Annotated in this window: 14 protein-coding genes and 1 other annotated feature; of the genes, 12 read left to right on the forward strand and 2 right to left on the reverse strand. The window is 37.6% G+C overall.

Features of this window, described 5'->3' with window-relative positions:
* The first annotated feature begins 13 nt into the window (after positions 1-13).
* The 6 genes from AABL52_RS05475 (at position 14) to AABL52_RS05500 (ending at position 5,959) form a co-directional block, all read left to right on the forward strand.
* The gene (locus tag AABL52_RS05475; protein ID WP_098258453.1) at positions 14-1,159 is read left to right on the forward strand and encodes a cysteine desulfurase family protein; all 1,146 of its coding nucleotides are present in this window, start codon (positions 14-16) and stop codon (positions 1,157-1,159) included.
* A 16-nt stretch (positions 1,160-1,175) separates the two neighbouring features.
* Entirely contained in the window at positions 1,176-2,291 is a 1,116-nt protein-coding gene (gene mnmA, locus AABL52_RS05480) for a tRNA 2-thiouridine(34) synthase MnmA (RefSeq protein WP_341519023.1), read from the forward strand.
* Positions 2,292-2,401: 110 nt separating this feature from the next.
* A complete protein-coding gene (locus tag AABL52_RS05485; RefSeq protein ID WP_097844006.1) occupies positions 2,402-3,061 on the forward strand; it encodes a tetratricopeptide repeat protein in 660 nt (219 codons plus the stop codon).
* Positions 3,062-3,159: 98 nt separating this feature from the next.
* Positions 3,160-5,496, forward strand: coding sequence for an ATP-dependent RecD-like DNA helicase (locus tag AABL52_RS05490; protein ID WP_097844005.1), 2,337 nt, complete (start codon positions 3,160-3,162; stop codon positions 5,494-5,496).
* A gap of 127 nt (positions 5,497-5,623) precedes the next feature.
* On the forward strand, positions 5,624-5,812 hold the full coding sequence (locus tag AABL52_RS05495) for a hypothetical protein (protein WP_000469281.1): 189 nt from the start codon (positions 5,624-5,626) through the stop codon (positions 5,810-5,812).
* An 18-nt stretch (positions 5,813-5,830) separates the two neighbouring features.
* Positions 5,831-5,959 carry a YrzQ family protein gene (locus AABL52_RS05500; RefSeq protein ID WP_001053553.1) on the forward strand — a complete coding sequence of 43 codons (129 nt, stop codon included), beginning with the start codon at positions 5,831-5,833 and terminating at the stop codon, positions 5,957-5,959.
* Between the two features lie 35 nt (positions 5,960-5,994).
* Here AABL52_RS05500 and AABL52_RS05505 read toward each other — a convergent pair whose 3' ends face one another.
* Entirely contained in the window at positions 5,995-6,207 is a 213-nt protein-coding gene (locus tag AABL52_RS05505) for a hypothetical protein (RefSeq protein ID WP_000242555.1), read from the reverse strand.
* 175 nt (positions 6,208-6,382) lie between these two features.
* On the opposite strand from AABL52_RS05505, the gene AABL52_RS05510 reads away from it, so the two are divergent.
* Positions 6,383-7,450, forward strand: coding sequence for an AI-2E family transporter (locus AABL52_RS05510; protein WP_341519024.1), 1,068 nt, complete (start codon positions 6,383-6,385; stop codon positions 7,448-7,450).
* 38 nt (positions 7,451-7,488) lie between these two features.
* Here the strand turns inward: AABL52_RS05510 and AABL52_RS05515 are convergent, their stop codons facing one another.
* On the reverse strand, positions 7,489-7,833 hold the full coding sequence (locus AABL52_RS05515) for a PH domain-containing protein (RefSeq protein ID WP_097844002.1): 345 nt from the start codon (positions 7,831-7,833) through the stop codon (positions 7,489-7,491).
* Positions 7,834-8,055: 222 nt separating this feature from the next.
* Positions 8,056-8,275 (forward strand) — a binding site (T-box leader).
* Positions 8,276-8,315: 40 nt separating this feature from the next.
* Here AABL52_RS05515 and alaS point away from each other — a divergent pair.
* From alaS to mltG, 5 genes are all read left to right on the forward strand, one after another.
* Complete coding sequence (gene alaS, locus AABL52_RS05520) at positions 8,316-10,958, forward strand: alanine--tRNA ligase (protein ID WP_341519025.1); 2,643 nt, start codon at positions 8,316-8,318, stop codon at positions 10,956-10,958.
* A 76-nt stretch (positions 10,959-11,034) separates the two neighbouring features.
* The gene (locus AABL52_RS05525) at positions 11,035-11,301 is read left to right on the forward strand and encodes an IreB family regulatory phosphoprotein (protein WP_000348590.1); all 267 of its coding nucleotides are present in this window, start codon (positions 11,035-11,037) and stop codon (positions 11,299-11,301) included.
* A gap of 3 nt (positions 11,302-11,304) precedes the next feature.
* Positions 11,305-11,718 carry a Holliday junction resolvase RuvX gene (ruvX, locus tag AABL52_RS05530; protein WP_098237838.1) on the forward strand — a complete coding sequence of 138 codons (414 nt, stop codon included), beginning with the start codon at positions 11,305-11,307 and terminating at the stop codon, positions 11,716-11,718.
* Positions 11,719-11,730: 12 nt separating this feature from the next.
* Positions 11,731-12,009 carry a DUF1292 domain-containing protein gene (locus AABL52_RS05535; protein ID WP_000392246.1) on the forward strand — a complete coding sequence of 93 codons (279 nt, stop codon included), beginning with the start codon at positions 11,731-11,733 and terminating at the stop codon, positions 12,007-12,009.
* Between the two features lie 219 nt (positions 12,010-12,228).
* A complete protein-coding gene (gene mltG, locus AABL52_RS05540) occupies positions 12,229-13,299 on the forward strand; it encodes an endolytic transglycosylase MltG (RefSeq protein ID WP_340421181.1) in 1,071 nt (356 codons plus the stop codon).
* Positions 13,300-13,401: the final 102 nt, after the last annotated feature.

Below are 13,401 nucleotides of genomic sequence, written 5' to 3' on the forward strand. Positions count from 1 at the left end.
AGAAGGAGATTTAATGGAACGCATTTACTTAGATCATGCTGCGACATCTCCGACTCACCCAGAAGTGGTCGAAAAGATGATTCCATATATGACAGAAACATTCGGGAACCCGTCTAGTATTCACTTTTATGGACGTCAAACGCGCCATGCAGTAGATGGGGCGAGACGTGTGTGTGCACGTAGCATTCATGCGAATCCGAATGAAATTATATTTACGAGTGGTGGTACAGAAGCTGATAATTTGGCACTTATCGGTGTAGCACGTGCGAATCGCCATAAAGGTAACCATATTATAACGACGCAAATTGAACATCACGCAATTTTGCATACGTGTGAATTGTTAGAGCGTGAAGGGTTTGAAGTCACATATTTACCTGTTGATGAAACAGGACGCGTTCAAGTTTCTGACATACAAAAGGCATTAACGGAAGAGACAATTCTCGTATCCGTTATGTTTGGGAATAATGAAGTTGGAACGATGCAATCAATTGCGGAAATAGGTAAGCTATTAAAAGAGCATCAAGCTTATTTCCATACAGATGCGGTACAAGCTTACGGATTAGTAGAAATAGATGTGAAAGAGTTCGGCATTGATTTATTATCGATTTCAGCTCATAAAATTAACGGGCCGAAAGGTGTAGGGTTCTTATTCGCTGGTGCAAATGTGAAATTTGAACCGTTATTAATAGGCGGGGAGCAAGAAAGAAAACGCCGTGCTGGTACTGAAAATGTACCGAGTATCGTTGGTTTACAGCACGCAATTTTGCTAGCTGAAAAAACTCGTGAGCAAAAAAATGCCCAATACGAAGAGTTTAAAGATATAATGGTATCTGTCTTCAAAAATGAAGACATTACTTTCGAGGTAAACGGAAACTTAGAATATCGCTTACCGCATGTGCTTAATATTAGTTTTACAGGAATGAACATTGAACCGTTTCTTGTGAACTTAGACTTAGCTGGCATTGCGGTATCAAGTGGTTCTGCTTGTACAGCTGGTTCAATTGATCCATCACATGTATTAGTAGCGATGTTCGGAAAAGACTCCGATCAAATACGTTCATCCGTACGCTTTAGTTTCGGACTTGGAAATACGAAAGAGCAAATTGAGAAAGCGGCGTACGAAACAGTGAAAATCGTGAAGCGATTAACACAAAATTAGCATAGGAGGTGACATGATGAACAAACTACCTCAAGAAACACGCGTTGTCATCGGGATGTCCGGTGGCGTCGATTCATCTGTGGCAGCTCTTTTATTAAAAGAGCAAGGTTATGATGTAATCGGAATTTTTATGAAAAACTGGGATGATACAGATGAGAATGGTGTCTGCACAGCAACAGAAGATTACAATGATGTAATTGAAGTGTGTAACCAAATTGGCATTCCATATTATGCAGTAAACTTTGAAAAACAATACTGGGATAAAGTGTTTACGTACTTCTTAGATGAGTACCGAGCTGGTCGTACACCAAACCCAGATGTAATGTGTAATAAAGAAATTAAATTTAAAGCATTTTTAGAGCATGCAATTGCGCTTGGTGCTGATTATGTAGCGACAGGCCATTATGCACGCGTTGCTTATATGGACGGCGAATATAAAATGCTTCGCGGCGTTGATGACAATAAAGACCAAACGTATTTCTTAAATCAATTAAGCCAAGAGCAATTATCAAAAACAATGTTCCCGCTTGGTGAACTGAAGAAACCACAAATTCGTGAAATGGCGAAAAAAGCTGGTTTAGCGACAGCGGCGAAGAAAGATAGTACTGGTATTTGCTTCATTGGTGAGCGTAACTTTAAAGATTTCTTAAGTAACTATTTACCAGCACAACCAGGTGTGATGCAAACATTATCTGGTGAAGTGAAAGGAAAGCATGACGGTTTAATGTACTATACAATTGGACAACGTCATGGCCTTGGTATTGGTGGTAACGGTGATCCATGGTTTGCTGTTGGGAAAAACTTAAAAGAAAACATTTTATATGTTGATCAAGGATTCCATAACGAACTTTTATATGGTGATGAAGTTATTGCTACGAATATCGGCTGGGTAAGTAATGAAGCGAAAGAAAAAGAATTTAAGTGCACAGCGAAATTCCGTTATCGTCAAGAAGACAATAAAGTAACGGTTCAAATCGTTGATGAAAATACAGTTCGTATTCTTTGTGACGAGCCAATTCGTGCAATTACACCAGGACAAGCAGTTGTTTTCTATGATGGAGATGAGTGCTTAGGCGGTGCTACAATTGATGAAGTGTACCGTAGCGGTAAGAAATTGGATTATTTAGGATAAAACGAGAAGCCTCTGCCGATTCGCGGTTAGAGGTTTCTTTTACATAAAGCGAATTTTCGTTCGCTTGGAAAATACATTCTTTGTTATAATTTGTTGTAGAGGTGAAGGACATGTCAAACAAACTTGAAACAGGTATTCAATATATGCAAGAAGGAAACTGGGAAGAAGCTGCTAAAAATTTCACAGAAGCAATCGAAGAAAACCCGAAAGATGCGCTTGGATACATTAATTTTGCGAACTTATTAGATGTACTAGGTGATAGTGAAAGAGCAATTTTATTTTATAAACGTGCATTAGAGTTAGATGATAAATCTGCTGCTGCTTATTATGGATTAGGAAACGTTTATTACGGTCAAGAGCAATTTGCAGAGGCTAAAGCTGTATTTGAACAAGCGATGAAAGCTGGATTACAATCAGCTGATGTAACATTTATGCTAGGTATTACACATGTTCAACTTGGAAATGATCGTCTTGCGCTGCCATTTTTACAAAGAGCAACAGAATTAGATGAAAACGATGTAGAAGCTGTGTTCCAGTGCGGACTTTGCTTTGCACGTTTAGAACATATTCAAGAGGCGAAACCTTATTTTGAAAAGGTATTAGAAATGGATGAAGAGCATGCAGATGCGTATTATAATTTAGGTGTTGCGTACGTATTTGAAGAAAATAACGAGAAGGCTCTTGCTTTATTTAAGAAAGCAACTGAAATTCAACCAGATCACTTTTTAGCTGGTAATGGTGTTCGTTTATTAGAGCAAGAAGCTGAATAAGATGAAAATATAGTTTAATGGGTAGTTATCCCTCATCTAAAAAGGTGGGGGATGTACTGCTCATTAAAAGTGAAATGAAACCGGAAAGGAGAGGAAGAATGGGAAATCAACATGCAATGGATTTGTTTGAGGAAGAGAAAAAGTTTATAAAAGCGCAAGTTCTTCATACCATTTTCCACAACGAAGAAAACCTCTATTCCGTTGTCAGTATGAAAGTCATTGAAACGAATGAAACGTACGACGAAAAAAAAGTGATGATAAACGGTCATTTTCCCCGCATGCATGAAGATGAAGTGTTTACATTGACAGGGCATTTTAAAGACCATCCGAAGTATGGGAAACAATATTTAGTTGAAACGTTTAAGAAAGAATTACCGCAAACAAAAGCTGGTATGGTGCAATATTTAGCGAGTGATTTATTTAAAGGGATAGGAAAGCGTACAGCTGAAAAAATTGTGGACCATCTCGGGGAACATGCCATTTCTAAAATTATGGATGATCCTGATGCGTTAAATGGTGTTGTTAACAAACAAAAAGCTCAGGAAATATATGAGACGATTGTTGAACATCAAGGGCTAGAGAAAGTAATGAGCTTTTTAAATGGCTATGGTTTTGGAACGAAGCTTTCTATTAAGATTTACCAACAATATAAAGAGATGACATTAGAAGTGATCCGTAATAATCCATATCAGCTTATTGAAGAAGTGGATGGAATTGGATTTGGAAGAGCGGATGATATAGGACGTGCGTTAGGGATATCAGGTAATCATGATGATCGTGTACGTGCGGGATGTTTTTATACGTTAGAAAATGTATCATTACAACTTGGTCACGTTTATATGGGGAAAGATCAACTCGTAAGAGAAACGATGTCACTTTTAAATAATCAAGAAGGAAGAGTGACAGAGGAAGATATTGTAGGTTGCGTTGAAATGATGCAAAGTGAAGGGAAAGTTATCATAGAAGAAGAACGAGTGTATTTAGCTTCGTTATTCTACTCTGAAAAAGGTGTTGTAAAGTCTATCCGCAGGCTCATGAATCAAGAGGAAACACCTTCATTTCCTGAAGCAGAAGTGTTAAAGACGTTAGGACAAATTGAAGAACAACTGAATGTGCAGTATGCACCATTTCAGCAAGAAGCGATTCAAACGGCACTTCATAAACCGATGATGTTATTGACAGGTGGACCAGGAACAGGGAAAACAACAGTTATTAAAGGCATTGTTGAAATGTATGCATCACTTCACGGGCTATCGTTAAATCCGAATGAATACAGTGATGATAATCCATTTCCGATATTATTAACGGCTCCAACAGGAAGAGCGGCGAAGCGAATGAGTGAATCAACAGGGCTTCCAGCTTGTACAATTCACCGTTTACTTGGCTGGACGCCAGAAGGGTCTTTCCAGCGTAATGAAACGGATCCGGTACAAGGGAAATTACTCATTATTGATGAATTTTCAATGGTTGATATTTGGCTTGCAAATCAGCTGTTTAAGTCATTGCCGACTAATATTCAAGTTATCGTTGTAGGCGATGAAGATCAATTACCATCTGTAGGTCCTGGGCAAGTGTTGAAAGACTTATTGAATGCAGGTGCAGTTCCGACAGTAAAGCTTACTGAAATTTATCGTCAAGCGGAAGGCTCATCTGTTATTCAACTCGCCCATGCGATAAAAAATGGAACGCTCCCGCCAGATTTAGCGCAAAATCAAAAAGATCGTTCATTTATCGGCTGTACAGGAGCTCAAATTGTTGAGGTTGTTAAGAAGGTTTGTGACAACGCTAAGACAAAAGGGTTTAGCGCAAGAGATGTACAAGTATTGGCGCCGATGTACCGTGGGCCTGCTGGTATTAATGTACTAAACGAAGCGTTGCAAGAAGTGTTTAATCCGAAAAGGGAAAAGAGTAAAGAAATTGCTTACGGTGATGTTGTATACCGAAGAGGCGATAAAGTATTGCAGCTCGTTAATCAGCCGGAGAGCCAAGTGTTTAATGGTGATATCGGAGAAATTGTTTCGGTGTTTTATGCGAAAGAAAACGTTGAGCAACAAGATATGATTATCGTTTCATTTGATGGAATTGAAGTAACGTATACAAAGCCAGACTTAAATCAAATTACACATGCCTATTGCTGTTCGATTCATAAGTCGCAAGGTAGTGAGTTCCCGATTGTGATTATGCCGATAGTAAAAAGTTACAATCGTATGTTACGTCGTAATTTAATTTATACTGGTATTACAAGAAGTAAGAAGTTCCTTATTATTTGCGGGGAGGAAGCAGCTTTCCAGTCTGGTGTAAATCGCCTTGATGATGCAATGCGTCAAACGACTTTAGCGAGTCGCTTGCAAGAATCACAAGGAGAAGTACAAATGGTAACAGTTAATGGCGAGGAAATGGACGTGGAAAACATTTCACCGTATGATTTCATGTAACAAGGTGAAATTATATAGTGAAACTTTCAAACGTATACCGTTGAAAGGCTCCAGCAATGTATAAATGAATGCGGTTTGGACATAATGGCGAATAGAATCTGGGAGACTGTAAGGAGATGAAAGCCATATGTTCATTTGTCCAAATTGCAAAGGGAAAGACATTGGAAAAATAGGTGTCAACCAATTTTATTGCTGGAATTGTTATATCGAATTATCGGTTTCAAAGGGGAAAATCCATACGCATCAAGTAGAAGAAGATGGTTCATTAAGCTCACTTGATGATTTATTTGATGAGAACGAAAGAACGATCGGATAACGAAAAGGGGGATTTACTTTGAATCTACGCAATTCATTAATCGCATTAGGTGTTGGAGCGGCAGCATATCAATATGCTCGCAAGCAAGATGTATTTTCAAAACGAAATATGAAAAAAGCACGTAAGATGATTAAATCTTATCTATAAGCGTAAAAAACTCCCTTCATCATAAGGGAGTTTTTTTATGCACTTGTATGCAAATATAAAAGTCCAATTTCAGAGAAGAGATAAGATAGGCCGTAACATCCAACGCCAAGCATTCCGTAATGAAATAATTGCTTCGCTCTTTCTTTTCGTGAGGAACGAATAAAGAAACCTTTCCAAATACCAAACCCGATACAAACCCATTCAAGAATCATAAAAAGTGCTGATAATACGAGCATAAATAAAACCATCATGAACCCTCCTGATTATATTATTTCATGCTGCATTCTCAGGGTGCTTGTCCTTGTTATGTTATGTATATGTACGTCTTTATAAAACAGTATGGTCTGGATAAAAAGATTTTAAAACTTTTGCACATAACCTACCCTATTTATTTTCAAAATAAAGGTGGAGGAGGTTTTTCGTGTGAAGAATCTTAAAATTATTTGGATATATCGTTTAGGGTTATTGTTACTCGTATTTCTTTGCTTGCTCGTCTTTTTAAAAATTAAGCCGCTATGGGCACCGATTATTTTTGTATTTAAAGTGGCCGTTACACCGTTTCTTATTGCGTGTTTTATTGCGTATTTATTGCATCCTTTAATTGAAAAAATTCATAAGGAAGGGATGCCGCGCACACTCGCTATTTTGCTCATTTACATCCTTTTCTTTGGTGGGATTGGTTATGGAATTTATAAAGGAACGCCAGTTGTGATTAAGCAATTACAAGAAATCAATGAACAATTCCCGCAGTTTACAAAAATGTATGATTCTTGGATGGATGGCGTTACGGAACAAACAGCGAATTTCCCATCATTTATTCATGAAAAGGTGAAACAAATTTTTGGTGGAGTAGAAACGAAGATACAATCACTTTTGAATAAAGTGATGAGCACAGCTCGTGGTGTACTCGATTCGTTACTCATTATTTTCTTAATACCGTTCATTGTATTTTACATATTAAAAGATTACGGTGAGTTTTATCATATCTTTTGGAAACTAGTCCCGAGTAAGTGGCGGAGTACTGGGCAAATGCTGGCGAAAGAAATTGATAAGTCACTCGGAAGTTATATTCGAGGACAGTTATTTGTTTGCTTAGTATTAGGGGGCGTATCTGTTCTTTCTTTTTGGTTTATCGGTATGAAATATCCATTATTACTCGGCATTATTATTGGGGTAACGGATATAATCCCATACTTCGGTCCAATTTTAGGAGCCATCCCGACATTAATGATTGCGGCAACCGTATCAACGAGTTTACTTATTAAGGCGGGAATTACGATTGCTATTTTGCAGTTTTTGGAAAGTAACATTTTATCCCCTTACATCGTTGGTAAGTCGCTTCGCATGCATCCTGTTATTATTATGCTTGCATTACTAGTTGGAGGAGAAGTGGCAGGAATTGTAGGATTATTAATATCAGTTCCAATTTTAGCAGTCATTCGTACAGTGATCGTTCATGTAAGGCCTCTTTTGAAAAAAGAAAATGTGTAATAGGAAAGCCCTCTAACTATAAAGGTAGAGGGCTTTCATTATTTAGATAGTTGTTCGTGTATTTGTTGAACGAGAGAGCTTACATCATTTGTTTGAATATGTTTTATTTTTTTCCATTCATTATCATACATAAAGATAATTTGATTGCTGAAAAGGCGCTTTTGTTCTTTTAGGTCAGAAATTTTTTCGAAAGAGTACTCCTCAAATAATGGATTCTTACTTACATCTGGTCCATAAAAGAAGAGCCGTTTGTTCGTTAAAATTAACAGCCCTGACCTTGCGACGGAACGATAAATAAATATATCTAATGAACATGCTGCGTAAAACAAAATTGTTTCGTCATTCGTTAACATATTTTTAGCTTTGTTCAATAAGGTTGCCATGGCAATCGCTCCTTTATTATTGATAATTCAATTATAACAAAAATAAAATATTCAGAAAGGTTTATAGAAGCAGTACAATTTCTTGAAAAATGCATAATATATGAAAAGGCTGTTAAGAATGACTAGTAGAATAGCTATGATTAATAAGCGATTGATATAATATAAATGATTATCTACATTGACAAACTTAAGAGAATTCTATTATATTTAGTCATATAAGACATTAAATCAATGACGGAACAAGTACGTTACAGTCCATTTATAGAGAGAAGCTTCCATATGGCTGAAAGAAGCTTTAAATGAAGGGTAACAGAAAGCTAATCCTGAGAGCAGCTAATCACTGCCGTTTTGCCACGTTACGGCACCATGAGGTGATGAGTTGATTGTTATAGTGATCAATTCATAATTAGGGTGGTATCGCGAGTTAACTCTCGTCCCTTTTATAGGGGCGGGAGTTTTTTATATTTAAGGAGGAAAATACAATGAAACAACTAACAGGCGCACAAATTCGTCAAATGTTTTTAGACTTTTTCCAAGAAAAAGGACATGCAGTAGAACCTAGTGCATCACTAGTTCCACATGAAGATCCATCTCTTTTATGGATTAACAGTGGTGTAGCAACATTAAAAAAATATTTTGACGGACGTGTAATCCCGCAAAATCCACGTATTACAAATGCTCAAAAATCAATTCGTACAAACGATATTGAAAACGTAGGGAAAACAGCTCGTCACCATACATTCTTTGAAATGTTAGGAAACTTCTCAATCGGTGATTACTTTAAAGAAGAAGCAATTACTTGGGCTTGGGAATTCTTAACGAGCGACAAATGGATCGGATTCGATAAAGAATTACTTTCAGTTACAATCCATCCAGAAGATGAAGAAGCATTTACAATTTGGAATGAGAAAATGGGTGTTCCAAAAGAGCGCATCATCCGTTTAGAAGAAAACTTCTGGGATATCGGTGAAGGACCAAGTGGACCGAATACAGAGATTTTCTATGACCGCGGAGAAGCTTATGGTAATGACTTTAGTGACCCAGAATTATATCCAGGCGGAGAAAATGAGCGTTACTTAGAAGTATGGAACCTTGTATTCTCTCAATTTAACCATAATCCAGACGGTTCATATACACCACTTCCTAAGAAGAACATCGATACAGGGATGGGTCTAGAGCGTATGACATCTATCGTTCAAGATGTACCTACAAACTTTGACACAGACTTATTCATGCCGATGATTGGTGCAACAGAATCAATCTCTGGTGAGAAGTATCGTAATGGTGACTTAGAAAAAGATATGGCGTTTAAAGTAATTGCTGACCATATCCGCACAGTAACATTCGCTGTTGGTGACGGCGCTCTTCCATCTAACGAAGGCCGTGGTTATGTATTACGTCGTTTATTACGCCGTGCTGTTCGTTACTCGAAGAAATTAAACATCAACCGTCCATTCATGTTTGAATTAGTACCGGTTGTTGGAGAAGTAATGAAAGACTTCTATCCAGAAGTACTTGAAAAGAAAGATTTCATCGCAAAAGTTGTGAAAAACGAAGAAGAGCGTTTCCACGAAACACTTCATGATGGTGAAGCAATTTTAGCTGAAGTTATCGCAAAAGCAAAAGAAGAAAAAACAACTATTATTTCTGGAGTAGATGCATTCCGTCTATATGACACATACGGTTTCCCAATTGAATTAACAGAAGAATATGCAGAAGAAGCTGGTATGACAGTTGATCAAGAAGGCTTTGAAAATGAAATGGAAAAACAACGTGAGCGCGCACGTGCTGCTCGTCAAGACGTTGACTCTATGCAAGTTCAAGGCGGTGTCCTTGGAGAAGTGAAAGTAGCGAGTGAGTTCGTTGGTTACGGTACAGTTGCAACAGAAAGTAACGTTGTTGCACTTGTGAAAAACGGCGAATACACAGACAGCTTACAAGCTGGCGAAGAAGGACAATTAATGCTTGATGTAACACCATTCTATGCTGAGAGCGGCGGACAAATTGCAGACCGTGGTTACCTTCTTGCTGACGGCGTGAAAGTTCTTGTAAAAGACGTACAAAAAGCACCGAACGGCCAAAACTTGCATAAAGTTGTTGTTGAAGAAGGTACATTAACGAAAGATGCTGTTGTGAAAGCTATCATTGATACGAAAAATCGTAGTAGCGTTGTGAAAAACCATACAGCAACTCACTTACTACACCAAGCATTAAAAGACGTACTTGGAACGCACGTAAACCAAGCGGGTTCTCTTGTAACTTCTGAACGTTTACGCTTTGACTTCTCTCACTTCGGTCAAGTACAAGCTGACGAATTAGAAAAAATTGAGCGTATCGTAAACGAGAAAATTTGGGAAAGTATTGATGTTGAGATTTCTCAAAAAGCAATCGAAGAAGCGAAAGAAATGGGCGCAATGGCATTATTCGGTGAAAAATACGGTGATGTTGTACGCGTTGTACAAGTTGGCGATTACAGCTTAGAGCTTTGCGGTGGTTGCCACGTTGATAATACAGCTTCTATCGGTATTTTCAAAATCGTTGCTGAGTCTGGTATCGGTGCAGGAACGCGTCGTATTGAGGCGGTAACTGGTAAGTCTGCATACGAATTAATGAACGATCAAGTAGGTTTATTAAAAGAAGCAGCAGGAAAAATGAAAACAAATCCGAAAGATATTTTAACAAGAGTGGATGGTTTATTTGCTGAAGTAAAACAACTTCAAAAAGAAAATGAATCTCTTGCAGCAAAATTAAGCAATATTGAAGCTGGCAACTTAACTGATTCAGTAATGACAGTTGATGGCGTGAACGTATTAGCAGCAAAAGTAAATGTTGCAGATATGAACAACTTACGTACGATGATGGATGACCTAAAAAACAAATTAGAATCTGCAGTTGTCGTATTAGCGTCTGTAAATGATGATAAAGTAAACATCTTAGCTGGCGTAACAAAAGATTTAATTAGCCAAGGATACCATGCTGGTAAACTTGTGAAAGAAGTAGCTTCTCGTTGTGGCGGTGGCGGTGGTGGCCGTCCTGATATGGCACAAGCGGGCGGTAAAAACCCAGCGCAAGTTGAGGAAGCTTTAGCATTTGTACAAGAGTACGTTAAATCTGTTTCAAAATAAAGACATAGTAGTGTACAATGGTAGGGAGAGGAGAAGTTCTTCTCCCTATACTTACTATATAAGTGAGGTGCTTGAAATGGACGGTTTTGATAAAACAATGAAGTTTAGCATTCAAGATGAAAAACAGAGTGTCCATGTAAATGATGTACTTTTAACTGTGTATGATGCACTTCAAGAAAAAGGTTATAATCCGATTAACCAAATCGTCGGTTATTTATTAAGTGGAGACCCAGCATACATACCTCGCCATAAAGATGCACGAAGCATCATTCGCAAGCTTGAACGTGATGAGTTAATTGAAGAGCTTGTGAAGTCTTACTTGAAACATCATCGTGAGGAGTAGTTTATGCGGATATTAGGTTTAGATGTAGGTACAAAAACAGTCGGAGTTGCAATGAGCGACGAAATGGGCTGGACAGCGCAAGGACTGGAAACAATCAGGATTAACGAAGAACGAGGTCACTTTGGTTTTGATCGTATTTCTGAGTTAGTAAAGCAGTACAATGTGGACAAAATAGTAGTAGGTTTACCTAAAAATATGAATGGTACAATTGGCCCACGTGGTGAAGCGTGCCAACAATTTGCAGAAAACCTACGAGAGCTGTTACAATTAGAAGTTGTAATGTGGGACGAGCGTTTGTCAACGATGGCAGCGGAACGTCTGCTCATTTCAGCTGATGTAAGCCGTAAGAAGCGAAAGCAAGTAATCGATAAGATGGCTGCAGTCGTAATCTTACAAGGATTTTTAGATAGTAAATAAGAGGTGACCAAAATGGAAGAAAATCAAATTACAATTGTAGACGAAAAAGGTAACGAACATTTATGTGAAATTATTTTCACTTTTGATGCTGAAAAATTTGGCAAAAAATCGTACGTAGTCTTCTCTCCAATCGGTGAAGTAGACGAAGATGGAGACCAAATTTATGATGCAATGGCTTATGAGCAAAATGAAGAAGAGGGCGGAAGTTTACTTCCAATCGAATCTGAAGAAGAGTGGGAAATGGTACAAGAAATGTTCAACACTCTAGCTGATGAGCAAGAAGCTGAATAATAAGTACTGAAAAGATGGACGACATATAGTCCATCTTTTTTTATATATAAAATGAAAGATTTTTTGTCGAAACCTTGCAATCCTTTGTAGTATAATGAGACGGATTGTAGAAAAATAAAATGTCTATCTAAAAAAGATAAATAAATTTATTGTGTTTTTATGTCGTGTTGTATAGAAAGATATACATACGGTCTACAATTTAATTAAGGAGGAAGAGTGTTGATAGAGAATCAAGTGAAAAAGAAGCGTAGACGTCTTTTTTTATTTTCGATTATTGCACTGCTTTTAGTTTGTGGTTCAGTCTATGCGTATATTTTATCCGCATTAGGACCAGTTGATAGCGGGAATAAAAAAGAGATTGAAGTAGAAATTCCCAAGGGATCATCTACTAGTAAAATTGGTGAGATTTTAGAAGAAAAAGGTGCTGTGAAAAACAGTACAGTTTTTAGTTTTTATACAAAGGCTAAATCGAAAAATTTACAAGCGGGTACATATTTATTAAATCCTTCAATGAGTGCCTCCGATGTAATTGAACAAATGTCATCTGGTAACGTTCATCGTCCAGCTCTTTATAAAGTGACGATAAAAGAAGGTGCGCAAGTAACTGAAATTGCAGAAACGGTTGCAAACGAATTAAAGTGGAATAAAGATGATGTTGTACGTCAATTAAATGATAAAGCATTTATTCAAAAAATGCAGCAAAAGTATCCGAAGTTATTAACGGATAAAATCTTTGATAGCAATATTAAATATCCATTAGAAGGTTATTTATATCCTGCGACGTACTCTTTCTATAAAAAAGATACGACGTTAGAAGAAATTGTAATTCCGATGCTTGAGAAAACGAATGCAATCATTGTTCAAAACGAGGCAAAAATGAAAGCGAAGAACTGGGATGTTCATCAGCTGTTAACATTGTCTTCACTTATTGAAGAAGAGGCAACAGGCTTTACAGATCGTCAAAAAATCTCTAGTGTCTTTTATAATCGTTTAGCGAAAGGTATGCCACTGCAAACTGATCCAACGGTATTATACGCACTTGGAAAGCATAAGCAACGTGTATTATACGAAGATTTAAAGATAAACTCACCGTACAATACGTATGTTGTGAAAGGATTGCCGGTTGGTCCAATCGCAAACTCTGGTAAACATTCAGTGGAAGCGGCGTTAGAGCCTGCGCAAACAGATTATTATTATTTCTTAGCTGCACCAACTGGTGAAGTGTACTATGCGAAAACATTAGAAGAGCATAATGCATTAAAGCAAAAATATATTACGAAAAAACAGTGAAAAGGGGAGGGGTAGCGAAAAATGTCGCACATCCCTCTTTTTTGTGGTAAAATATATCGGGTTAAAAACTGGCAGAAGAATCGTTTTTAATATCAAAACGGG

The organism is Bacillus paramobilis (assembly GCF_038096195.1).
In the GTDB taxonomy this organism is placed as follows: domain Bacteria; phylum Bacillota; class Bacilli; order Bacillales; family Bacillaceae_G; genus Bacillus_A; species Bacillus_A mobilis.